The organism is Pseudochrobactrum asaccharolyticum, assembly GCF_003314995.1.
Classification (GTDB): domain Bacteria; phylum Pseudomonadota; class Alphaproteobacteria; order Rhizobiales; family Rhizobiaceae; genus Pseudochrobactrum; species Pseudochrobactrum asaccharolyticum.
Genome location: NZ_QNRH01000001.1, coordinates 388,567 through 410,747 on the forward strand (window position 1 = coordinate 388,567; position 22,181 = coordinate 410,747).

Sequence of the window (22,181 nt, forward strand, 5' to 3'; positions counted from 1 at the left end):
GCTACTGATGGCTGCGAAAAGCAGCTTAATCAAGGCCGGAGCATGTCGTGGCTCAATGGTTTCATTGAGCGTTCGCGAAGATGCGATAATTAAAAGCGATAAGAGCGGACGCTATTGAATTTCATTAAACGCGAGCGCTCTAAACAATAGCAGCGCCATTACAGCGCTGCTTTTATCATATTCTGCAAAATGTTTACTGAAACGCGGTTTCGAAGAAGCTGCGAAGTTTACGTGAATGCAACCGGTCTTGCGGCATCGCGGCAATCTTTTCCATCGCACGGATACCAATCTGCAAGTGCTGGGCAACCTGCTTCTTGTAGAAGTCCGTTGCCATGCCCGGCAATTTCAGCTCACCATGCAAAGGTTTGTCGGACACACAAAGCAAAGTGCCGTATGGCACGCGGAAGCGGAAGCCATTGGCCGCAATGGTTGCGGATTCCATATCCAGTGCCACAGCACGGGACTGGGAAAGCCGCTGCACAGGGCCGCGCTGATCGCGCAATTCCCAGTTACGGTTGTCAATCGTGGCAACGGTACCGGTACGCATGATGCGTTTCAGCTCATAGCCTTCAAGGCCGGTGACTTCTTCCACCGCATCTTCAAGCGCTACCTGAATTTCTGCCAGTGCAGGAATTGGCACCCAGATCGGCAGATCATCATCGAGAACGTGATCTTCGCGCACATAGGCATGGGCGAGTACATAATCGCCAAGTTGCTGGCTATTGCGCAGACCCGCACAGTGACCAAGCATCAGCCATGCATGCGGGCGCAGCACTGCAATATGGTCGGTAATGGTTTTGGCATTGGAAGGGCCGACACCAATATTAACCATGGTAATGCCGGAGCCATCCGGTTTCACCAGATGATAGGCAGGCATTTGCGGCAGACGCGCAGGCTCAGCCCCTTGCGACGGCGCATTATTACCGGCAAATGTCACCAGATTACCGGGCTCAACGAATTTGGTGAAACCACCACCGCCTTCCGCCATCAACTTGCGGGCATAGGCGCAGAACTCATCCATATAGAACTGGTAGTTCGTGAAAAGCACATAATTCTGGAAATGCGACGGGCTGGTTGCAGTATAATGCGACAGGCGCTGTAGCGAATAATCCACGCGCTGACCGGTAAAAGGTGCCAGCGGCATCACTTCCAGTGTCTGAAACTCGGTGTCACCATTGGCAATGCTGTCATCTGTATTGCCGAGATCAGGCACGTCAAACATATCCCGCAACGGATGCTGGAATGCATCAGAGACGGACGCTTCCACATAGGTGCCTTCAAGGAAAGCAAAATGCAGAGGAATTGGCGTTGAGGATTCCTGAACAGTAACCGGCACGCCATGATTTTTAATCAGCAGGCGGATCTGTTCCAGCAGATAGCTGTCGAAGAGATCAGGGCGGGTTAATGTGGTTGCATATTCACCCGGCAGGCTGACATGGCCATAGGCGAGGCGGGTATCCACATGGGCAAAGCTGGCCGTGGAAAAGCGCAGTTCCGGATAAAAAGCGCGGAAACGCTGCGGCGGGACTTCCCCTTTGGCGACCTTGTGAAAGGCATCACGCAGGAACGCAGTGTTGCGGTCATAGAGAGCACGCAATGCGTCAACTGCAGCGCGGGCATCTGTAAAAGCTTGGGGAGCAACTGGCTCCGGTGTGGCTAGGCCTGCAGAAATGACATCTGCGACAGACTTGCCGGTGAAAGTGTCGATTCTTTTGCTCATAACTTACTATAAGCCGGAATTCTTACAGTTTATATGGCAAGATTGCGCTTCGGATTGTGGTTGGACGGGCTAGAGCGCTATGTGCCATACTTGGCACACAAAGGTCGCTCTAAAACTTTAAAATGAGAGCATAATGTTACCTTAAACTGTTCCAAGTTTAAGGAATTATGCTCTAGCGTTTATTTCTGCAGGCTGACAAAAAGTACCAGACCGGTCGCAGTCACCTGTCCGCCGGTATTGGCGGCAATGCCTGTAAAGGCCGCAACGGGCGCTACAAAGAACAAGCTGAAAACAACAATACGCATTGCCAGAAACAAGGTGTCGGTCAGGGAGCTCAAAGCACCAGGATTTTTCATGGGCTGACCTCCTTGTGCTGAGTTGCTGTTGTTTGATGAATGCTTGTGTGGTGGGTTGTCATTGAGAGCAGGACAGGGCGGCTGGAGTGACTTTCATTCATCAGTAGCAATCCGAGAAAAGTCGTACCCAGTGCGAAAAGACTGATGATTGTAAACCGGTGATACAACATGGCTTGCCCCCTGTTTCTGTCCTGCTTGATCTTGGGTTTAATCTACAGGACAGGGGCTGAACTCTTTCTGAGAGGTGCGTTCATCGGGCGTTCAAACTCATGAAGCACAATTAAGCATAATGGTTTGCGACGAATATTATTGTTATAAATTGCGGATTGCTTAATATGTAGTGAGGACTATATATTGTTATATCTGACCAGTCAGGCAGACTGGCTTTATAAATTTATAATCAGGAGCTGATCTCTATGAGTGCTGAGCCTAAGACCCAAACCAAGCCGATTGAACTTTATTACTGGCCGACCCCAAATGGCTGGAAAATCAGCATTATGCTCGAGGAACTCGGTGTTCCTTACGAAGTAAAATATATCAATATTGGTAAGGGTGATCAGTTCGAGCCGTCATTCCTGAAAATCGCTCCGAATAATCGTATGCCTGCGATTATCGATCCGGAAGGGCCGGATGGTCAGCCGATTTCGGTTTTTGAATCTGGCGCTATTCTTCAATATCTGGGACGTAAATTCGGCAAATTCTATCCGGCAGCTGAGCGCGCCCGTGTGGCTGTAGACGAATGGCTGATGTGGCAGATGGGTGGTTTAGGGCCTATGTCGGGTCAGGCTGGCCATTTCCGCGTCTATGCACCGGAGAAGGTTGAATATGGCATCAATCGTTATACCAATGAGGTCAACCGTCTCTATGGCGTATTGAATCGCCAGCTTGAAGGCCGTGATTATATTGCCGGCGATTATTCCATTGCCGATATGGCCTGCGTAGGCTGGATCAGCGCCTATAAAAGCTACGATCAGAAACTGGAAGATTTTCCGAATCTGAAACGCTGGTATGAAGCCGTTACAGCCCGCCCTGCGGTGCAGCGCGGTATGGAGCTGGGTAAGACTGAGCGTGAAAAGAGCAATCTGGCGACGGATAAGTCAGCCCAAAGCGTATTGTTTAACCAGAAAGCACGCTGACCGGTTCAGCAAAACTATCCTCTCCGATAGGTGTTAAGCACCTTGGGAGGCAGTCTTGAGGCGTTGCATGACGGAAGTTGTGCAACGCCTTTTTGCTTTCTTCGGGATAATTACTGGCGCGTCAGCTTCTCAGTTTTGCAGATCAGACCGCCTGCAACACAGCCAGCCAGAGATAATGTATTGCCGCTGACACTGGCTTTGCCGGAATAGGTTTTGCCTTCATCGAGCTTGTTGACGGTGCCTTTGTAGTTTCCGTCTTTGCCGGTCATCTTGCCGATGGATTTGCCTTTATATTCGCTGTTCAGCACAGTGCCGCAATAATCATCGCCGCCGCAGTTTTTATATTCGATAATTGTGCCGGTTGAGCGCTTCCATGTGCCGACAATTGGTTCTGCGGCGAGAGCAGGGCTAAGCGATACGGTCAGCGCTGCAATGGTAAGCAAAATTCTCTTCATTGTTTCCTCCCGAAGATGCGTAATCTGTGATGTGACTATTATTTACGCTCACGTAAACGTAATCCAATCTTGCATGCTTGAAAAGAGGGGATTTCGATGTGGAAAATGAATTGCCGAGGGGAGTTGTAAAAGACGAATGTGCTTCTTGGTTAGCATCAGGTTTAAATTAGCAATGTGCGAAAAATCGTGATTTTAGCAGAAAGCCCGTAAAACCGGCAGAGTTATTCTTAATGAATTCTGATGTTTACCCATTGTTTGGATTTTGTTGATTGGCTGTTAAGGATGCAATTTAACGGCGGTTTCAACTCTTTCCTGCATTCTGATCACAACAACAGCAGAGATCTGCACGGCACTTTCAGCCTTAAGCAGACCGCAGTTTAACAGGACAGGATCAGAGCAATGTTTGCAGGTTTTAAAGCGAAGTCAGAAAATAGCATCAATGCCATGCAGGCCGAAATGCTGTTTGAAACCGGTATGATGTATTACGCAGGACGTGACTGCGAAACGGATCGTATCGAAGCTTATAAATGGTTCAATATTGCTGCAATCCGTGGCGATGACCGTGCCCTGCCAATGCGCACGCAGCTCTCATCACTAATGAGCAAGACCGAACTGGTGCGCGCTCTGCGTGAGGCTCGTGAATGGATGGCGCGTCATTAATCGCGCCATAGGAGTTGTATTCAGTTAGCTAGAGCCGCAAGCGGCTTTATTTAACTCGTGGCCGCATAGCGGCTTTGCTTAGCTAGTGGCCGCATAGCGGCCGGGCTTATGATTAATCGCGATAATAACATTCATCACCACTGCACCGATGACCGAAAGCGCAACCTGCTGTGGTGAAAGATAAAACAGGGATATTGCCATAAGCAGGAGATCAAGTGCGAGTTGCGACCAGCCCGCACGGATATTGTAATTATCCTGCAAATACAGCGCCAGAATATTAATGCCGCCGACACCCGCACGATGGCGAAACAGTGCCAGCACGCCCATGCCGACCAAAGTGCCGCCCATGATCGCTGCGAAAACCGGTTCTAATGTCGAGAAATCCACCCACATCGGAAACAGGCGCGTAAAGACAGACATCAAAGCCACGGCAATAAAGGTGCGGATAGTAAAGTGCCAGCCCATCCGTTTGATGGCCAGATAATAAAAAGGCAGATTGATCAGGAAAAATACCAGAGCAAACTGCCAGTTGGTCGCATAGTGCACGAGAAGGGCAACACCCGCCGTGCTGCCGGTCATAAGTTTAGCCTGCGCATAGAGAGCCAGTCCGAGGCTCACAAAGCTCGTACCTATCAGCATAGCCACAACATCTTCGTAGAAACGGTGCCTCTCAGTAGGGAGCACTGAGGATAGAGCCGGAATTGCATCTGGTGTTGTGACTTCAGCCATGAAAAGACCCTGCAACTTGCTGCTGCGGCGTAACTTAAAACGTCGGACAGGTAATTGTTAAAACGTAAACTGAAAAACAGCGAAACCTTCATGGAGTGCTGCCAGAGGTGTTTCTAGCGGAAAACAGAGGTAAAATCAGCGGTGAGAAAATTGTTATTTTGGCTCTGGCAATAGCGAATTATGCGCGGATTTTACGTTTTACTATTCCGATAATTGCGCGTGAATGAGCAGCGCTGTCAGGTGAAATGCTGCCCAAAATTGGTATAAATCAAGTTGAGCAGGGCTTTTACCGGTGATTTACTGTCGTAAACCGCGCATGAACTGTCATTTATTGCATTCGCAATCATTATAAAAATGCTATGTTTAACGTCTAAAATATAAGCAGTGATAATGCTGGCTCACAGTGCGTCAAATCCTTTCAGAAATTGTGAAAAGGTTTTGCATTCGGAATCTTATACGATATTGATGGAAAAACGCTTTAGGCACAGTGTCTTATAACTCACTCAGGAGAACAGAGATGAAAATTCAAACTCTCAGCCGTCTCGGCGGCGCAGCACTGCTGACCGGAATGGCCGTCTTTGTACTGTCTTCACCAGCCAGTGCGCTGACCATGGCAGAATGCAGCACCAAATATCAGGCTGCTAAAGATGCCGGCACACTGGGCAATATGAAGTGGAATGATTTCCGCAAAGCGCAGTGCGGTACCGATTCTTCTGCTGCCCCTGCTGCAGCTCCGGCCGCGCCTGGAAAACCTGCCAAGCAGGCCGCAGCACCTAAAGCTGATGAGCCAAAAGGCCTGACCATGCAGCAATGCTCTGCAAAATATAAAGCAGCTCAGGAAACAGGTCTTGCAACCGGACTGAAATGGAATGCTTTCCGTAAGGAAGAGTGTGGTCCTGGTGCAGATCCTGAAAAAGTAACGGCGGTTTCCACCAAGGAGCCGGCTGCACCGACGACGGCTGCTCCTAGCGGTGTGAAATTTCCGTCAGCTGTTTTCAGCAAATATGCCAGTGAGACTGAAGGCAAGCAGCGTATGAAAACCTGTCTCGACCAGTATTATGCCAATAAGAGTGCAAATTCGCTCAATGGCCTGCGCTGGATCCAGAAGGGCGGCGGTTATTACAGCCTTTGTAATGCCCGTCTGAAGGGCAATTCCTGATAGCTCATTCTGCTAATCAGCTATGAAGCGAAAATAGCCGCCTCAATTTTGAGGCGGCTATTTTTATATGAAGCCTGCGATATGTGACGAATTCTAAAGCTTATTGAACAGCTTCGGTTTTCTTGGCAGTTTTCGACTTGGCTGTTGTCGTCGATTTTGTCGCTTTTTTCACTGCCCGCTTTGCGACTGTGCTTGGCGCAGGTGCTGATTTGGCAATGAGCTTCTTAGCTTGCGCGCACCAGTTCTCACGTTCTGCGCGACCTGCAAAACCTGTGCTACGGTTGAGCCAACTAATTTGCAGTTCATTCAGATCTGCCAGCTGGTCATAATGAAAAATGCCGATGGCAAATAGTTTGTTTTGAATAGCTTTACCAATACCGTTGATCAAAGTCAGATCATCGGCCGTGCCATTACGTGGTTTTTTTAGAAGCTCCGGCTCAGTTGGCAGAACTTGCTCTGCGATGAGTTCCGGCTCTGGTTCGCTGACTGGTGTCACCTTAGTAGCAGGCTCATCGCAGGCAGCAAGCGCTGTTGTGTTTGCCTCTGCGGAGAGCGCATTTACTACCGGTTTGCTATGAGCAGGGCCTACCGGTTCAGCAGCGGGAATGATTTTCTTTGTTACCTGAGCTTCTTTCGCTGGAGCAGTTGGCTTTGTTTTAGCATCGGTTTTTTCTTGCGGAACCACCATTTTGATAGATGACAGAGCAGGGGGTGTTTTCGCCGCTGCTGTTTTGTCAGCAGGTGCCGGCACACTCTCAGAAGATTTCGCAGGCGGAATGGTATTGGCTGCCGGTTGCTTTGCCTTGGAACTGTTAACTTTGCTGTAAAGCAGGCCAAGGAGAAATACGATTACACCGGCCAGTGCGATCCAGAGTAAAAATTCCATATAAATCTCCTTATGAGTGTTATCCGCTGCACAGACTGAATAGCGCATTAATTATGGGCATATTCAGGCGCTGACCTGATTATTGTTCATTGGTTTTAGAACAGGGCAGAGACAATGTGTGCTGTGAAATATAGCAGAATGCGAGCCGGTGCAAAATGCTGCGTCTCATAAAGCGTGGGGATAAAGCCAGAGTGGTGAATGTGTAAGAGTGTTTTACGCTGAACTCAAAGAGCTGAAAACAGAAAACCCGGCAGTATAAACTGCCGGGTCTCTGTAACCTTACGGTCTGTTTTAAGCTATAAAACTTAGAACGAACGCTGGAAGCGGATCATACCCTGCCAAGCATCGTCGCCCTTAAGAACCGACTTGTTGTCGCTCCATTTGGTGTAGGATACTTCTGGAGTAATTGTGAAGCCTGGAACCAGCTGGTAAGCTACGTTTGCAGTTGCTGCGAAGGTTTTTGCATCTTCGTAAGCGAGCTGCACGTTGAAGGTTGCTTTGTCGGTAGCTTTGAATTTCGCGCCACCCCAAACAGCCCAATCGCCACCCCATGTGCCGTAGAAGCTGTCTACGATACGAACGCCGCGCTGTACGCCATCAACTGTGTAAGCATATGCGTAATGATCGTTGTTCGACTTGTAGCCGCCCTGTACCCATACGGAGAACTGTTCAGTTACGTTTACATCGAGACGTACTTTACCAGCCCATTCTTCGTTCTGTGCATCGTAAGCAGCAACACCAACGATCGAACCCCAAGCCTGTTCAAATTTCAGACCACCAACGATATGTGGTGTGTAGTCATCAATTTTAACGCCTTTGGTTTTGAAGTCTTTGTTATCAAAGCCTACATATGTCGCGCCAGCATCAGCATCGCCTGTGCCACCCTGTTCAAGAGCGATCATAGCCGAGAAGCCATTGCCGCCTGTGAATGTGTAGCTGATGGCGTTGGTGCGGTAGCCGCCACCGAGGATTACGTCGTCGTTCATTACGTCGCCGTAGTAACCTGGGAAGGTTACGAATGCGGATTCGTCAAGACCAACGCGCAGACCGCCGAGCTGGATGTAGCCGTAACGCAGCGAGCCGGAAGAACCAGCATCTTTGCCGTTTTCGTACTGGAAGCGAAGATCAGCATATGTCTTCAGTGTGCCGAGTTCAGTTTCAGACGCTGTTGTGAAGCGCAGAGCGAAACGGGACATGAAGTTGTAGGTGTCGCGTTTTTTGTTTGTCAGGTCGCCAATGAAATCTTTGTTGGCAACAGCATCACGAACTGCACGGTCGTTTGCACGAGCGTATACGTTGTCGCCGCCTTTGATGTCAGCGCGAACATAACCGCCGATGCGCAGGCATGTTTCTGTGCCTGGAATGTAGAAGTAGCCAGCGCCGTATGCATCGCAAACGCGTACATATTCAACAGCTTCTGGTTCTGGTGCAACGATGGCGTCGGCAGCCTGAGCGCCGGATACTGCAACGAGAGCTGCAGCGGAGCCGAGAAGAAGGCTCTTAATGTTCATTTCTGACCTCCAGTCAAAGTTTTAAATGGGTCTGGGCATTTTATTTTGGCTGAAGGACAACCTGCCCCCATCCCCTTGGGTGAAAAAGTCGCTACCGAAGCGCTCCTTCTTCTGTCCCCAAGATACTCAGGCTCAGTTTTGTTGCAACACTGAAAACGCATAAGTAGGGAGTGAGTTGTTGCTATCGGTATATCGTGTTGCAGAAAAGACACGAAACTCGGCCTAGGCTGTGGATTTCATTTATGTTTTGTTTATAAACGTTAAAGGAAATTAACCTGAATTTGCGGGCTTTTCAGCCTTTTTATGCAAATCATAGTGCGCAAATCATCGCGAAGCAGCTCTGCCCGCATATATAGCGCGATCAGATTTCGAGAGACGATAATGCTGCAAAGGCAGCAAATTAGACGCTTTGTTTGCCGAAAAGATTCGCCTCGGTGGATAAGAGGCGCATTTCATTGATTCCTGACTTTGATTCTTTGAAAAAGAGCCAACGTTGTCCATAGCGTATATATATGCAGGCTTAATAATCGCATAAAACTATCAGAATTAGGCTGCTTTTTCACGATACGCTGTTGATGATGCATATTTTTTTGCACTTTACGCGTAAAGTGCTTGAACTCCTGATTATTACCGGCTATTGCGCCTTTACCGGAGAGGTGGCCGAGTGGTCGAAGGCGCTCCCCTGCTAAGGGAGTATACCCGGAAGGGTATCGTGGGTTCGAATCCCATCCTCTCCGCCATAATTTAAAAATACCCGCAAACCGGCAGATTTTCTGACCGGTTTTTTTGTTGTTTTGCGTGGTTTTATTGCCCCGATTTGGCGTGCTTTTTTCGACTTTTGGAAAATTTTAATTTAAAAAATTTTGTAACATGTTGAATTTATATGATTTTTTATCATCCTTAATGTTTCTGACTGGAGGTCAGAAATGAACATTAAGAGCCTTCTTCTCGGCTCCGCTGCAGCTCTCGTTGCAGTATCCGGCGCTCAGGCTGCCGACGCCATCGTTGCACCAGAACCAGAAGCTGTTGAATATGTACGCGTTTGCGATGCATACGGCGCTGGCTACTTCTACATTCCAGGCACAGAAACATGCCTGCGCATCTCCGGTTACGTTCGTTTCCAGGCTGCTGGCGGTCGTGATGCTTATTCCGGCGAAAAATATGGTTATTCCCGTAGTGAGTGGAATGACGAGCTTAAAGGTGGCGCTGGCGACTGGGAAAAGAAGCACAAAGATACATATGATATCTACAGCCGCTTCACTCTTCGTACGCACACCGCTTCGGAAACTGAGCTTGGCACTCTGCGTACTTACACAGAAAACCGTTTCAACTTCTCGAACGGTGACCAGGGTGGTCATACTCTGAATTTTGCTTACATGCAGCTTGGTGGCCTGCGCATCGGTCTCGATGAATCCGCATTCCACACCTTTACCGGTTATCTCGGCGATATCATCAACGATGACGTGGTTGATGCTGGTAAATACCGCACCAACCTGATCAGCTACACCTTCACTGGTGGTAACGGCTTCTCCGCTATCATCTCTGCTGAACAAGGCGGCGGTTCACAGGATTTCTATATTGAAGATCCTGCGGATAGCACAAAAATTTATGAGTACAAGTATAATAACCGCATCGACAGCTACATGCCGCACGTTGTTGGTGGCCTGAAGTTTGAACAGGCTTGGGGTTCGATCGCTGGTGCGGTTGGTTATGACTCCAATCTGGAAGAGTGGGCCGGTAAAGTACGTCTCGATGTAAATGTAACAGACCAGTTCTCCGTATGGGTACAGGGCGGTTACGCTTCTTATGAAGAAAACATCGGTATGTACGGTTCATGGGGCGGCGATTGGGCTGTCTGGGGTGGTGCTAAGTTCAAAGCAACTGAAAAAGCTACCTTCAACGTACAGGTTGCATACGAAGATTGGGGCAAGACCGCTGTTGCTGCAAACGTAGCTTATCAGCTGGTTCCAGGCTTCACCATTACTCCGGAACTTACATATACTTCTTGGAAAAACAGCCACCCATTGCGTGAGCTGGGTGTTGTTTCGAACAAAGACGCTTTCGCCGGTACAATCCGCTTCCAGCGTTCTTTCTAAGCCATTGGTTTAGTATAAGAAAAGTGCCAGCGGCTTCGGTCGCTGGTATTTTCGTCTCAGAGGAGGCGTTCAAGCGGGGACCATCTTGTCTAAGATGCGCTTTTATAAATGATGTAAGATTTTTGTATGCGAAGGGCGAAAATGTAGCTTTTTGAGAGGGGGCATCAGAAACACAACCAAAGTGGTTATCCCATGCTGCACTATCAAAATTGCTGCCCGGACTTGTTTTATTTTTTGGTTAGCCCTAAGACTCCTGACCATTCAAACGGCTGGGGGGCCTTATGATGGAGCTGAATCGGGACATCTATATCGATAATTCTGAGAGTTTTGCACCTGTTATCGGGTACAATCTGAGTTTTACGTCTTCAAATACAAAAACACATCGAATTGTTAATCAGTACACAGTTACTGAATTGTCCGAACGCTATCTCAATATTTTGTGGGACGATGGTTCCCATAAATACAATGTGAGATTGTTTCTCGGCGAAATAAATGAAATTCTGAAGGGCGAGCGTTTCAGCGGCTTTAGTCAGGAAATGCTTGACAGAATTATTGGTTCCCTGCGTGAGCGCAATAACAGTAATGCAACCATTAATAGAAAAATGGCTGCACTTAGCAAGTTACTGCGAAAGGCGTATAAGATGGGGGACATCTTTAGCCTGCCGGAGTTCATTCGTCAGAAAGAGCGGGCAGGGCTAATTCGTTTTCTGGAACTTGAAGAAGAAGCACGGCTTTTCGCTGCGATCAAAAAACGCTGCGAAAATAGCTATCGTCTGGCCGTTTTTCTGGTTGATAGCGGTTGTCGTCTGGGAGAGGCGATTGGCCTGACATGGAATGATCTTCAGGATCATCGCGTCACTTTCTGGCTGACAAAATCGAATCGCAGCCGCACAGTTCCTTTGACTAAACGTGCAAGAAAAGCCTGTAAAATTCCGGTTGAACGCCATAAAGGGCCGTTTTCCATGCTGACACAGGTAGAGTTCCGCGCTGTGTGGAATGATGCCAAATATGAAGTTGGTCTTGGCACGGATACACAGGTTGTCCCGCATATTCTGCGCCATACTTGCGCTTCACGTTTGGTGCGCGGCGGTATTGATATCCGTCGTGTTCAGATGTGGCTTGGTCATCAGACTTTGCAAATGACCATGCGTTATGCACACCTTGCGACAAACGATCTCGATAGTTGCGTTAAAGTTCTGGAAATTCGCTAATAACATCAGACTTTTAAGTAATTGCATGCGCTGTCCATACAGGGAAATCAGTCAACCGGACTGGTTTCATCCTGTTTGAGAGCCAGTATAATTAATCGCCGGTTGACTTGACCATGGACTGCTGAGAATCCGCTGCTGCTTGGGCTGAGTGTAGTTTTTGGTCATGTGTGGTTCGGCATAACTCTATAAAAGTAAAAAGTATTTATTTTCGTCATCATGTAATTAGTTCATTGGAATTTAGGGCAGCATGGTTGCCGTTCGCGTGTGGCCTGTTTCTATATGTTGAGATAATCGAACTTAAGCCAATGAAATAGTCGTTTCTTTTTTGATTATTGCCTTTGTATTTACAGAGAAGGTGGGGCTATCAAAAATCTAAGCCATTGATAAAGCCTGTAATTAGCTGCATTGATAGCAAACTGGTTTATCAGGTTACAGGATTTACGATATGGCTGCTGATATTGAGCGTCTCTTTCTGTTTTTTGCCGGTGCTTCCGGCGCCATAGCAATGACAAGTTATGCAGCGTCTGCCCATGGCGATCATGCCTTTTTGGGCGTTGTTGCACCGATTCTGCTTGGTCATGCGGCAGCTTTTATTGGCTTTGCAGTTCTTAGCGCCCGGAGTCGCGCTGTTTATTGGGCAGGCATACTAGTGCTTATCGGGCTTGTTTTGTTTGCAGGTGATTTGATTCTGCGCGATCTGACCGGCAATAAGCTGTTTGCTATGGCTGCTCCGGTTGGTGGCACATTGATGATCGGCGGCTGGTTGATGACAGCTTTATCCGCTTTTATATCGGCTAAAAAGTAGTACTGATATCTGCTGTTTTATGTGCTCGTGCTTCCAAACATACAGCATCCGGCTAAAACATTGTATTATAATAAAAAAGCCCCGCAGTATTTAATGCTGCGGGGCTTTTTTATTAGTGATTATGATACTTATCCGCGGCGACCGCTGATCAAATCCTGCTGAATATTGGCGTTACCATAGAGACGCGATTTGTAAACCGCGTAGTTTTCCATAACGCGCTGCACATAATTGCGGGTTTCAGTGTATGGAATCCGCTCAATCCAGTCGACTACGCTGTCAATGTTTTGTCCGCGAGGGTCGCCATAACGTGCCACCCACTCGCTTGCTCGCCTCGGCCCTGCATTGTATCCGGCAAAGGTCAGAATGTAAGAGCCGTTGAAGCGCTCAATCTGCTCGCCCAGATAATGAGCACCAAGCGTCGCATTATAGGCAGCATCAGTTGTCAAACGCTTGTCGGAATAGGCAAGACCTGCACGCTGTGCGACGCCCTTGGCAGTTCCCGGCAATAATTGCAGCAAGCCACGTGCGCCAGCACTGGAAACAGCAGAAATGTTGAATTCACTTTCCTGACGGGCAATCGCGTAGGCGAGGGCAGCGCCGGAACCTTTAATATTGGCATTGGCAGGAATCGCACCGGTCGGGTGAGACATAGCGCCAACATCTAGTCCGCGACCGGCTGCAATCTTGCCGACACGTAATGACAGGTAGTGATTGCTGTTGCGCTCGGCCATCACAGCCAGCAGTGCAAGTTCGCCGACGCTGCTGAGTTCCTGAGCCATATTGATGTAAAGGCTCTGGGCGCGATTACCATAACCAATTGATTCCAGACGGCGAATTGCTCGTACCGGTTCACGGCTGTCAAAGCGAGCACGATCTTCAGAGCTCGGCTTCGGATAAGGCAACGACAGAACATTATTGCCAAGTTTGGCAGCCGCCAGCTGTCCATAGAAAGATGTGCCGTAATAGGATGCGCGCTGATAAAGCTGTTTTGCGCTGCCGCCACCGCCGGCTTCTGCCGCACGTCCCATCCAATAATAGGCGCGGGAGGCAGACATCGGGCGGGAGGAAATTTCAGCAATACGGGTAAAGTGCTTTTGTGCCGTTGCCGCATCATTGAGCGCACGCAGAGCATACCAACCGGCGTGGAATTCAGCATCCACAGCCATTGTTGAGGATTCTGCGCTATGAGCTGCAGCTAAACGATAGGCGATTTGCGGCTTGCCGATATCCAGCAGCTCACGGGATAATACGCGGCGTTCAATCCACCATGCATCCGGATCAACCAGAGATTTGGCATCCCGTGGCGCTTTCAGCATTAAATTAGCGGCTTCTGTATAGCGCTCCGCACGGCGTAAATGCTGAATATTGGCATAGAGGAATGCCGGATTCGACTGCCATGAACTATGAACGGCTTTGAGCTTTTGCGCAGCATCCGGCGCACGCTTGCTGACAGCAGCAAAAGCCACGTAAAGCGATTCTGCGTTGGCCGGTGCAGCTAGGCGGGCTGCCGATGATAACCGGTTGTCATAGAGCATGCGCAGAAAACGTGCCTGATGATCTTCTTTGGTCAGGACGCCAGAAAACTCGCGCAAAACCTGCGTTTCATCTTTGGCATCCAGCTTGGCGGTTGCCCACCATGGTGCAAGTAACTGACGCGCCTGATTACGGTTTCCGCTGGCAAGATAGGCACGTCCCAGCAGGATCATACCTTCAGTTGTCTGTGGTTTACGGCTGCCAAGATAAGAAATAACAGTGCCTGCAGGCGCGTTCTCACGATACAGTGCCCGTTCAGTATTGCGCTGAACCGTGGTCATGCCAGGCCAGCCACGCAATTCAGAGGCAGCCGCAACATAATCCGAACTTGAAAGACCATCCGAACCGGAGAGTGCCAGTGCCCATGTCAGGATATGACGGTCGAGATCATTTACAGACATGCCGTTGCGGATGGCCAGAGCGCGGCGCGGGTCTTTGGACGAAAGTGCATCTAAGGCGGTTTTCAGGCTACCATTCATGGCAGCCGGAGCCTGTGTTCTTGGAATGGTTGCTGTAGTCGTCGGATCTGGCCGCATCATCGGGGCAGGCATATTGCGCATGGCGGTCGGCGCGAAGGGACGCAGCAACGGCGTCGGCACATTTTCAGCTTCCTGAGCGTAAGCAGACAGGCCATTTGTCGCCACGCTTGCACATAAAAGGGCAAGGGCTAAAATTTTCTGATCTGCTCGCTGTCCGAAAAGTGCAAATTTACGCATGACCGTTCCGTATAACTTTGTTGAAGCAAATTTAAGGCAGAATTTTCAGATGTTCGAGTAAAAACCGAATGTTAAAGACATAATGATCTTTATGGTCAGAGGCTCATAACGGGCTTTCTGATCCTGCCGCTCTTCTTTGTGTGGGACTATAATTCATATCTGTGAAAGCATTGTTAATGAAGCCTTACCTTAAATGCTCATTAAGGAAATGAGGTGAATTATGCACAGTGTTTTAATGCTGATCCGGTATGGTGCGTGCCAAAATTTTGCCGGTATTCGCTGGTGTTGTCAGGCATATTCTTCACCGGAGGGCGGTGATAGTGATTCATAGATTTCGTCTTTATGTCCAATCAATATCGTCTAATCGACGATATTGATGTTTAAATTTATCATATCGATGAATTTGCTATAAATATGTATAAATTTACTTGCTGCCAGAGTTTTGCAGGACTATGGTGCAGCACTTTTCACAAACAGGTGGTCAGGGTATCATTCTGTATGCAGCTTAACGGCCTGTATGGAATGTAATGCTATGACCTTTTGTCGAATATAACGAAATTCGCATGCGCTGTATAATTGAGGTGATCATTTATACGGTTTTGAATATCTGGCATTTTGTCTTGTCTCATGATGGCAGGCCGGAACACCAGAGTGTAATAAGCAGATTCTAATAAACCATATGTCCGGCAAAGCTCCTCACAGGGTTTCGCAGGCATATTATTCATTTAAAACTCAGACATATATTTTGGGAGTACCCGATGCTGAAGGGCTCAATCACGGCTATCGTCACACCTTTTACTGAACAGGGTGCATTTGACGAAAAAGCGTTCCGTGGCCTTGTAAACTGGCAGATAGAAGAGGGGACGCACGGCTTTGTACCAGTTGGCACAACCGGCGAAACACCGACACTATCCCATGATGAGCATAAACGGGTGATTGAGGTTTGCGTTGAGGAAGCAAAAGGCCGTGCGCAGATTATTGCCGGTGCCGGTTCCAATAATACCGTTGAAGCCATTGAACTGGCTCAACACGCAGAAAGTGCGGGCGCTGATGCCGTTCTGGTTGTGACGCCTTATTATAATAAGCCAAATCAGCGTGGCCTTTACGCGCATTTTTCTGCTGTTGCCAATGCGATTTCTATTCCTTTGGTGATTTATAATATTCCGGGTCGTTCAATCATTGATATGACGCCGGAAACAATGGGGGCGCTTGTGCGTGACCATAAGAATATTATTGGCGTGAAAGATGCTACCGGCAAAATCGAACGTGTATCCGAGCAGCGCGCAACGTGCGGGACTGATTTCATTCAGCTTTCCGGTGAGGATGCAACAGCGCTCGGTTTTAATGCGCATGGTGGTCGCGGTTGTATTTCAGTAACCTCGAATATTGCGCCACGTTTGTGCTCGCAGTTTCAGGAGGCTTGTCTGGCGGGTGATTATGCGACCGCACTGACAATTCAGGATCGTCTGATGCCGTTACATAAAGCATTGTTTATGGAGCCAAATCCATCAGGCGTTAAATATGCTTTGGCTCGCACCGGTCGTATTACCAATCATCTGCGTTTGCCGCTAATGCCGGTTGAAGCAGAGACTGAAGAGAAAATTGATGCAGCACTGCGTCATGCCGGTTTGCTCGCTGCCTGATGTGAGGGCTTGTTGAATAGAAAAACAGTTTAAGCTGTTTATTTTGCTGCAAATCATTTAAAGCCTGCCGGTACATTGATTTATGAACCGGCAGGCTTTTTTGTACTCAATTTATAGTCCTTTGAGTGCATTATGCTCTGTTTTTTATAATGGTTGCATGTTCAGGGGGCTTAAATGAAGCCATTTGAGCACGACATGCTCTAGTAAAGTTGCGGATCAGATATATATTGCTGCCATGAACACGAAAAAAAATGCACCTGCACGCAAAATCATCGCTGAAAACCGTAAGGCACGTTATAATTTCGAGATCCTCGAAGTTATTGAGGCCGGTTTGGTCCTGTCCGGAACAGAGGTGAAATCTCTGCGCTCCAATCAGGCTAATATTGCTGAAAGCTATGCCAGCTTTGAGAATGATGCATTTTGGCTGATTAATTCCTATGTGCCGGAATATACGCAAGGTAATCGCTTTAATCATGAGCCACGCCGGTTGCGTAAACTTTTGCTCAGCCAGCGTGAGATTGTGCGTCTGGCCAACTCTATCGCGCGTGAAGGCATGACTGTTGTGCCGCTGAAGCTGTATTTTAACGAGCGCGGCAGAGCTAAACTGGAAATCGCATTGGCTCGCGGTAAAAAATTGCATGATAAGCGCGAGACTGAAAAGAACCGCGATTGGAACCGTGAAAAATCGCGTTTGCTGCGTGATCGTGGGTGATAGCCTAAATATTAAAGCCCTGTCTCGGACAGGGCTTTTTCTTTAAGTGCTATTATGTATTCGGTTTTGTGCTGAGATAATCGCGCACATTTTTGAAGACTTCACGGAACATGGCTTCTGTGAGAACGCCGGTATTGGTGTTGTAACGCGAGCAGTGATAGCTGGAGAAAATCTGCAGCTTTCCGATTTCAGTTTGCACATTATGGCCGAATTTATGCTTCGATACCGGCTGGCCGAGTGCGCGAATTGTCGACTGATGGGCTATCGTGCCCAGTGTGACAATTGCTTGCAGATTAGGCAGGCCGGTAATAAACGGCGATAAAAACTGGCGGCAGGTATTAATTTCGGCGCCGGTAGGTTTGTTTTCCGGCGGCACGCAGCGCACGGCATTGACAATGGCGCAGTCATTAAGCGTCAGCGTATCATCAGGCCGCGCTTCAAATATGCCTTGTGCAAAATCATATTCTTTAAGTGTGGAATAGAGCAGGTCACCGGCATAGTCACCGGTAAAAGGACGGCCGGTGCGATTGGCGCCGCGTAAACCCGGTGCAAGGCCGATAATCAGCAGGCGCACCCGTTCAGGATAAGCGAGGAGGCTGAGTGTATGCACGGATTTGGCACTGTCTTGCGGGTCAGTCGGCAAAAAAGCCGGAACCGGCGCATTATGCCATGTTGGTTCATTGCCCCGCCAGACCTGAATAAAGTCATGAAGGCGGGGGCAAAAATCGCAATCTCGGGATGGTTCCGGATAAAGCAAAAGTGATCAGAAGAGCTTAGTAAAGCTCTTCTTCCTCTTCCATGCGGCGTGCAGGACGCTCTGTAACTTCACGGCTGATTTCCGGCTTCAGTGTCATCAGATCAAGGAAATGATCTGCCTGACGACGAAGTTCATCCGAAATCATTGGTGGCTGTGTTGTAAGCGTTGAAACAACACTTACTTTACGGCCGCGACGCTGAAGCGCTTCTACGAGGCAACGGAAATCGCCGTCACCGGAGAAGATCACAAAATGATCAACGGTCTCAGTCAGCTGCATGGCATCGACAGCAAGTTCGATATCCATATTGCCTTTGACTTTGCGACGACCGGTTGCATCAGTAAATTCTTTGGCTGCTTTAGTAATGACCTTGTAGCCATTATAATCAAGCCAGTCGATCAGCGGGCGAATAGATGAATATTCCTGATCTTCTACGAGGGCAGTATAGTAATAAGCACGCAGCAAGTAACCGCGTTTCTGAAAAGCTTTTAACAATTTACGGTAATCAATATCAAAGCCGAGCGTCTTCGACGCAGCGTAAAGATTAGCGCCATCGATAAAAAGCGCGATTTTTTCGCGTGAATCAAACATTTTGATAATTATCCATTCTTCAACAAATAATATTTGCTGATTAATTGTCTGCACTTTTCAATTTTATTTTTGAAAAAAGCCTCTCCTCTTCTGCGTTCTAAGGCGCATATCCAGAAAGGCAAGCAATCACAGGTTGTTTTTATTGCGTGTTTGATAAAACTTAGGGAAAATGTGTGATTAACATATCACAAATATCAAATAAATGAAAACTATTCATTAGCTAGCAAGAGTATAAACGGTTTAAAGGCATTTTCCTTGTGCTTTAATAGAGCATAAATTTAGCATGAAAATATAAAAAATGGCAGGCGATTCTTGACGATTGAAGTCACGATGGCTTTATGTGTGCAGATGCTTGTTTGTGCGCGTCTCTCATTGCTGAACGGTGCCATGCCGGTTCTGTGTCTGCTCAGACGACAAAATATGTTGTGTCATTTCCTGCTCTTGTGTATTTTGAGTGATTGATCGCAGGCTTTGTGCGCTTTTACTTGTTTTTTGCATCAAGTGACGCTATGGAAGCCGAGAATTCCTGAATTAATTTGAGAGATGAAAGGGGCGATCTATGGCCCGCGTTACCGTTGAGGATTGCGTTGACAAGGTAGACAACCGCTTTGAGCTGGTTCTGCTTGCCAGCCATCGTGCACGTCAGATCTCACAGGGCGGTCAGATTACCATTGATCGCGACAACGATAAAAACCCGGTTGTTGCGCTGCGTGAAATCGCTGACGAGACCCTGTCGCCGGGTGATCTGAAAGAAGACCTGATCCATTCGCTGCAGAAGCATGTGGAAATCGACGAGCCGGAAGCACCGGCACCATTGCAGATCAGCGGTTCTATTGATGAACTGACTGGCGAAGCAATTGTTGGCGCTGAAGACATTGTAACTTTCGACAGCATGAGCGAAGAAGATCTGCTTGCTGGTATTGAAGGTCTTGTTGCACCAGAGAAAAGCGACGATTACTGATTTTTGTTGAGGCGCTTTAAGCTGTTTCAACGGACTTCCGGTTGCTCTTATACGTGCCGGTGTCAGTAAAGATCGGATTATTAAAGCGCTGCAGATCACTCTGCGGCGCTTTATTTTGTGCGAAAACGGCTGCTTTAATATTCAGCTGATAAAATGCCGCACAATAAACGCCGGAATTTGTTGAATGAATGCAGTGTTTTAAACCGGTGCCGCTTTGTGCCGGTCGCATTTTACAGTAACTTCCTGTGTTGCGATAAATGACTTGAGTGATGTGAGCGGACTTTACTGTAATAAGAGGAGTGCAGGCTGATGATGCGCCAATATGAGCTGGTTGAGCGGGTGCAACACTATAAGCCTGATGTAAACGAGGCGCTGCTGAATAAAGCTTATGTTTATGCGATGCAAAAACATGGCAGTCAGAAACGTGCGTCCGGTGATCCTTATTTTTCTCACCCATTAGAAGTTGCAGCCATTCTCACCGATATGCGTCTTGATGAGGCGACAATTGCGATTGCGCTGTTACACGACACAATCGAAGATACCGATGCAACCCGTGCTGAGATTGACCAGCTGTTTGGTCCCGAAATTGGCAAGCTCGTTGAAGGTCTGACGAAGCTTAAAAAACTCGATCTGGTTTCTAAAAAAGCTGTACAGGCAGAAAATCTGCGCAAGCTGTTGCTGGCAATTTCCGACGATGTGCGCGTGTTGCTGGTGAAACTGGCCGACCGTCTGCATAATATGCGTACGCTCGGCGTGATGCGCGAAGATAAGCGTCTGCGTATTGCTGAAGAAACTATGGATATTTATGCGCCGCTGGCTGGCCGTATGGGTATGCAGGATATGCGTGAAGAGCTGGAAGAGCTGGCTTTCCGTTATATCAATCCGGAAGCTTGGCGTGCAGTAACAGACCGTCTTGCCGAGCTGATGGAAAAGAACCGCGGCCTGCTCAGCAAAATTGAAGCAGATCTGGCGCTGTTGTTTCAGGAAAAGGGTCTGCAGGCAGATGTTTCCAGCCGGCAGAAAAAGCCATGGTCGGTTTTCCGCAAAATGGAAACCAAAGGTCTGTCGTTCGAGCAGCTCTCCGATATTTTTGGCTTCCGCGTTATCGTTGATAATGTTGATAATTGTTACAAGGCGCTGGGTATTATTCACCGCACATGGTCAATGGTGCCGGGACGTTTCAAAGATTATATTTCAACGCCGAAACAGAATGATTACCGTTCAATCCATACCACAATTATCGGGCCGTCCCGTCAGCGTGTAGAGCTGCAAATCCGTACCCGTGCTATGGATGATGTGGCAGAATATGGTGTGGCTGCCCATTCGATCTATAAAGATGGTCGCAGCAATACTGTGCCGACCGCGATTTCCACGGAATCCAACGCCTATGCATGGCTGCGCCGGACGATCGAAGCGCTGTCGGAAGGTGACAATCCGGAAGAGTTTCTGGAACATACCAAGCTGGAGCTGTTTCAGGATCAGGTCTTCTGCTTTACGCCTAAAGGCCGCCTGATTGCGCTCCCTCGTGGTGCAACACCGATTGATTTTGCCTATGCCGTGCATACGGATATCGGGGATTCTACCGTTGGTGTGAAGATCAACGGCCGCATGATGCCGCTGATGACCGAACTGAAAAACGGTGACGAAGTCGACATTATTCGCTCGAAGTCGCAGGTGCCGCCAACCGCTTGGGAATCTATCGTTGTTACTGGTAAGGCGCGCTCAGCTATTCGTCGTGCAACCCGTGCAGCGGTGCGTAAGCAATATTCGGGGCTGGGAATGCGTATTCTTGAGCGTGCGTTTGAGCGTAGCGGCAAGACCTTCACTAAGGATTTACTGAAGCCGGCACTGTCGCGTCTGGCGCGCAAGGATATTGAAGATGTGTTTGCGGCAGTTGGCCGTGGTGAACTATCTTCCGGCGACGTTTTGAAAGCTGTTTATCCTGATTATCAGGATACGCGTGTAACGGCTGGCAGCCCTGCCAAAACCGGCGAGAAGGGCTGGTTCAACCTGCAAAATGCGGCGGGCATGATCTTTAAGGTTCCGGAAGGCGGCAATGCTGAGGAAGCGCAGAAGCAGGTTGCGGCACAAAATCATGCCGTGCCGATCCGTGGAGCGAATTCCGATCTTCCGGTACGTTTTGCACCGGAAGGTGCGGTGCCGGGTGACCGTATCGTCGGGATTTTGCAACCGGGGGTAGGGATTACCATTTACCCAATCCAGTCTTCCGCTTTGACCGCTTATGACGATCAGCCGGAGCGTTGGATTGATGTGCGCTGGGATATCGACAGTGAAATGCATGAGCGTTTTCCTGCACGTGTATCGGTCTCCGCAATTAATTCGCCGGGCTCATTGGCTGAAATTGCGCAGGTAGTTTCTGCGAATGACACGAATATTCACAATCTTTCCATGGTGCGTACCGCGCCCGACTTTACGGAAATGATTATTGATCTTGAGGTTTGGGATCTCAAACATCTCAACCGCATTATTACGCAATTGAAAGAAAGCGCCTGTGTCAGTGATGCGCAGCGCGTTAACGGATAAGA

General features: G+C 48.5%; 20 protein-coding genes and 1 tRNA gene. 10 read left to right on the forward strand and 11 right to left on the reverse strand.

The window, feature by feature from the left end; all coding sequences use genetic code 11:
- Positions 1-193: 193 nt before the first annotated feature.
- Together DFR47_RS01710 and DFR47_RS21690 are read right to left on the reverse strand one after the other, a co-directional pair.
- Entirely contained in the window at positions 194-1,720 is a 1,527-nt protein-coding gene (locus DFR47_RS01710) for an AMP nucleosidase (RefSeq protein WP_113942677.1), read from the reverse strand.
- Positions 1,721-1,899: 179 nt separating this feature from the next.
- On the reverse strand, positions 1,900-2,076 hold the full coding sequence (locus DFR47_RS21690; RefSeq protein WP_162930408.1) for a hypothetical protein: 177 nt from the start codon (positions 2,074-2,076) through the stop codon (positions 1,900-1,902).
- Positions 2,077-2,492: 416 nt separating this feature from the next.
- Between DFR47_RS21690 and DFR47_RS01715 the strand changes: the two genes are divergently transcribed.
- Positions 2,493-3,212, forward strand: coding sequence for a glutathione S-transferase N-terminal domain-containing protein (locus DFR47_RS01715; RefSeq protein ID WP_113942678.1), 720 nt, complete (start codon positions 2,493-2,495; stop codon positions 3,210-3,212).
- A gap of 110 nt (positions 3,213-3,322) precedes the next feature.
- On the opposite strand, the gene DFR47_RS01720 is transcribed toward DFR47_RS01715, so the two are convergent.
- The gene (locus tag DFR47_RS01720) at positions 3,323-3,667 is read right to left on the reverse strand and encodes a DUF2147 domain-containing protein (RefSeq protein ID WP_113942679.1); all 345 of its coding nucleotides are present in this window, start codon (positions 3,665-3,667) and stop codon (positions 3,323-3,325) included.
- A gap of 399 nt (positions 3,668-4,066) precedes the next feature.
- On the opposite strand from DFR47_RS01720, the gene DFR47_RS01725 reads away from it, so the two are divergent.
- Positions 4,067-4,327, forward strand: a complete 261-nt coding sequence (locus tag DFR47_RS01725; RefSeq protein ID WP_170137420.1) for an SEL1-like repeat protein — start codon at positions 4,067-4,069, stop codon at positions 4,325-4,327.
- Between the two features lie 78 nt (positions 4,328-4,405).
- Here DFR47_RS01725 and DFR47_RS01730 read toward each other — a convergent pair whose 3' ends face one another.
- On the reverse strand, positions 4,406-5,056 hold the full coding sequence (locus DFR47_RS01730; RefSeq protein WP_113942680.1) for a YitT family protein: 651 nt from the start codon (positions 5,054-5,056) through the stop codon (positions 4,406-4,408).
- 517 nt (positions 5,057-5,573) lie between these two features.
- On the opposite strand from DFR47_RS01730, the gene DFR47_RS01735 reads away from it, so the two are divergent.
- Positions 5,574-6,215, forward strand: coding sequence for an antifreeze protein (locus tag DFR47_RS01735; protein WP_113942681.1), 642 nt, complete (start codon positions 5,574-5,576; stop codon positions 6,213-6,215).
- 100 nt (positions 6,216-6,315) lie between these two features.
- Here the strand turns inward: DFR47_RS01735 and DFR47_RS01740 are convergent, their stop codons facing one another.
- Positions 6,316-7,101, reverse strand: coding sequence for a hypothetical protein (locus DFR47_RS01740; protein ID WP_113942682.1), 786 nt, complete (start codon positions 7,099-7,101; stop codon positions 6,316-6,318).
- A 305-nt stretch (positions 7,102-7,406) separates the two neighbouring features.
- Positions 7,407-8,612 carry a porin gene (locus DFR47_RS01745; RefSeq protein WP_113942683.1) on the reverse strand — a complete coding sequence of 402 codons (1,206 nt, stop codon included), beginning with the start codon at positions 8,610-8,612 and terminating at the stop codon, positions 7,407-7,409.
- 650 nt (positions 8,613-9,262) lie between these two features.
- Here DFR47_RS01745 and DFR47_RS01750 point away from each other — a divergent pair.
- Positions 9,263-9,352 (forward strand) — tRNA-Ser (locus tag DFR47_RS01750).
- Positions 9,353-9,532: 180 nt separating this feature from the next.
- Here DFR47_RS01750 and DFR47_RS22435 read toward each other — a convergent pair.
- Both DFR47_RS22435 and DFR47_RS22440 read right to left on the reverse strand, forming a co-directional pair.
- Positions 9,533-10,165 (reverse strand): hypothetical protein, encoded by a 633-nt coding sequence (locus DFR47_RS22435; RefSeq protein ID WP_445482833.1) that lies wholly within the window; start codon positions 10,163-10,165, stop codon positions 9,533-9,535.
- A gap of 279 nt (positions 10,166-10,444) precedes the next feature.
- Complete coding sequence (locus tag DFR47_RS22440) at positions 10,445-10,633, reverse strand: hypothetical protein (protein ID WP_445482832.1); 189 nt, start codon at positions 10,631-10,633, stop codon at positions 10,445-10,447.
- Positions 10,634-10,992: 359 nt separating this feature from the next.
- On the opposite strand from DFR47_RS22440, the gene DFR47_RS01760 reads away from it, so the two are divergent.
- Positions 10,993-11,919: a tyrosine-type recombinase/integrase gene (locus tag DFR47_RS01760; protein ID WP_113943183.1), complete on the forward strand. Its 927-nt coding sequence runs from the start codon at positions 10,993-10,995 to the stop codon at positions 11,917-11,919.
- A gap of 445 nt (positions 11,920-12,364) precedes the next feature.
- Positions 12,365-12,724 (forward strand): DUF423 domain-containing protein, encoded by a 360-nt coding sequence (locus DFR47_RS01765; protein WP_113942685.1) that lies wholly within the window; start codon positions 12,365-12,367, stop codon positions 12,722-12,724.
- A 128-nt stretch (positions 12,725-12,852) separates the two neighbouring features.
- On the opposite strand, the gene DFR47_RS01770 is transcribed toward DFR47_RS01765, so the two are convergent.
- Positions 12,853-14,973, reverse strand: coding sequence for a lytic transglycosylase domain-containing protein (locus DFR47_RS01770; RefSeq protein WP_113942686.1), 2,121 nt, complete (start codon positions 14,971-14,973; stop codon positions 12,853-12,855).
- 758 nt (positions 14,974-15,731) lie between these two features.
- Here DFR47_RS01770 and dapA point away from each other — a divergent pair.
- Both dapA and smpB read left to right on the forward strand, forming a co-directional pair.
- Positions 15,732-16,616, forward strand: a complete 885-nt coding sequence (gene dapA / locus DFR47_RS01775) for a 4-hydroxy-tetrahydrodipicolinate synthase (protein ID WP_113942687.1) — start codon at positions 15,732-15,734, stop codon at positions 16,614-16,616.
- Between the two features lie 235 nt (positions 16,617-16,851).
- Complete coding sequence (smpB, locus tag DFR47_RS01780; protein WP_113942688.1) at positions 16,852-17,328, forward strand: SsrA-binding protein SmpB; 477 nt, start codon at positions 16,852-16,854, stop codon at positions 17,326-17,328.
- A gap of 52 nt (positions 17,329-17,380) precedes the next feature.
- Here the strand turns inward: smpB and DFR47_RS01785 are convergent, their stop codons facing one another.
- On the reverse strand, positions 17,381-18,085 hold the full coding sequence (locus DFR47_RS01785) for a uracil-DNA glycosylase (RefSeq protein WP_113942689.1): 705 nt from the start codon (positions 18,083-18,085) through the stop codon (positions 17,381-17,383).
- A gap of 16 nt (positions 18,086-18,101) precedes the next feature.
- Entirely contained in the window at positions 18,102-18,674 is a 573-nt protein-coding gene (locus DFR47_RS01790; RefSeq protein ID WP_113943184.1) for a LabA-like NYN domain-containing protein, read from the reverse strand.
- Between the two features lie 559 nt (positions 18,675-19,233).
- On the opposite strand from DFR47_RS01790, the gene rpoZ reads away from it, so the two are divergent.
- Both rpoZ and DFR47_RS01805 read left to right on the forward strand, forming a co-directional pair.
- Entirely contained in the window at positions 19,234-19,635 is a 402-nt protein-coding gene (gene rpoZ / locus DFR47_RS01795) for a DNA-directed RNA polymerase subunit omega (RefSeq protein ID WP_113942690.1), read from the forward strand.
- A gap of 309 nt (positions 19,636-19,944) precedes the next feature.
- A complete protein-coding gene (locus DFR47_RS01805) occupies positions 19,945-22,179 on the forward strand; it encodes a RelA/SpoT family protein (protein ID WP_113942692.1) in 2,235 nt (744 codons plus the stop codon).
- The last annotated feature ends 2 nt before the right edge of the window (positions 22,180-22,181 follow it).

What these genes read in the sequence shown, in the direction of transcription:
- DFR47_RS01770 (WP_113942686.1), bottom strand. Translation starts at nt 14,973, where the DNA reads ATGCGTAAATTTGCACTTTTCGGACAGCGAGCAGATCAGAAAATTTTA.
- DFR47_RS01765 (WP_113942685.1), top strand. Translation starts at nt 12,365, where the DNA reads ATGGCTGCTGATATTGAGCGTCTCTTTCTGTTTTTTGCCGGTGCTTCC.
- DFR47_RS21690 (WP_162930408.1), bottom strand. Translation starts at nt 2,076, where the DNA reads ATGAAAAATCCTGGTGCTTTGAGCTCCCTGACCGACACCTTGTTTCTG.
- DFR47_RS01725 (WP_170137420.1), top strand. Translation starts at nt 4,067, where the DNA reads ATGTTTGCAGGTTTTAAAGCGAAGTCAGAAAATAGCATCAATGCCATG.
- DFR47_RS01735 (WP_113942681.1), top strand. Translation starts at nt 5,574, where the DNA reads ATGAAAATTCAAACTCTCAGCCGTCTCGGCGGCGCAGCACTGCTGACC.
- DFR47_RS01740 (WP_113942682.1), bottom strand. Translation starts at nt 7,101, where the DNA reads ATGGAATTTTTACTCTGGATCGCACTGGCCGGTGTAATCGTATTTCTC.
- DFR47_RS01745 (WP_113942683.1), bottom strand. Translation starts at nt 8,612, where the DNA reads ATGAACATTAAGAGCCTTCTTCTCGGCTCCGCTGCAGCTCTCGTTGCA.
- DFR47_RS01720 (WP_113942679.1), bottom strand. Translation starts at nt 3,667, where the DNA reads ATGAAGAGAATTTTGCTTACCATTGCAGCGCTGACCGTATCGCTTAGC.
- rpoZ (WP_113942690.1), top strand. Translation starts at nt 19,234, where the DNA reads ATGGCCCGCGTTACCGTTGAGGATTGCGTTGACAAGGTAGACAACCGC.
- DFR47_RS01715 (WP_113942678.1), top strand. Translation starts at nt 2,493, where the DNA reads ATGAGTGCTGAGCCTAAGACCCAAACCAAGCCGATTGAACTTTATTAC.
- DFR47_RS01790 (WP_113943184.1), bottom strand. Translation starts at nt 18,674, where the DNA reads ATGTTTGATTCACGCGAAAAAATCGCGCTTTTTATCGATGGCGCTAAT.
- smpB (WP_113942688.1), top strand. Translation starts at nt 16,852, where the DNA reads ATGAACACGAAAAAAAATGCACCTGCACGCAAAATCATCGCTGAAAAC.
- DFR47_RS01760 (WP_113943183.1), top strand. Translation starts at nt 10,993, where the DNA reads ATGGAGCTGAATCGGGACATCTATATCGATAATTCTGAGAGTTTTGCA.
- dapA (WP_113942687.1), top strand. Translation starts at nt 15,732, where the DNA reads ATGCTGAAGGGCTCAATCACGGCTATCGTCACACCTTTTACTGAACAG.
- DFR47_RS01710 (WP_113942677.1), bottom strand. Translation starts at nt 1,720, where the DNA reads ATGAGCAAAAGAATCGACACTTTCACCGGCAAGTCTGTCGCAGATGTC.
- DFR47_RS01730 (WP_113942680.1), bottom strand. Translation starts at nt 5,056, where the DNA reads ATGGCTGAAGTCACAACACCAGATGCAATTCCGGCTCTATCCTCAGTG.
- DFR47_RS01805 (WP_113942692.1), top strand. Translation starts at nt 19,945, where the DNA reads ATGATGCGCCAATATGAGCTGGTTGAGCGGGTGCAACACTATAAGCCT.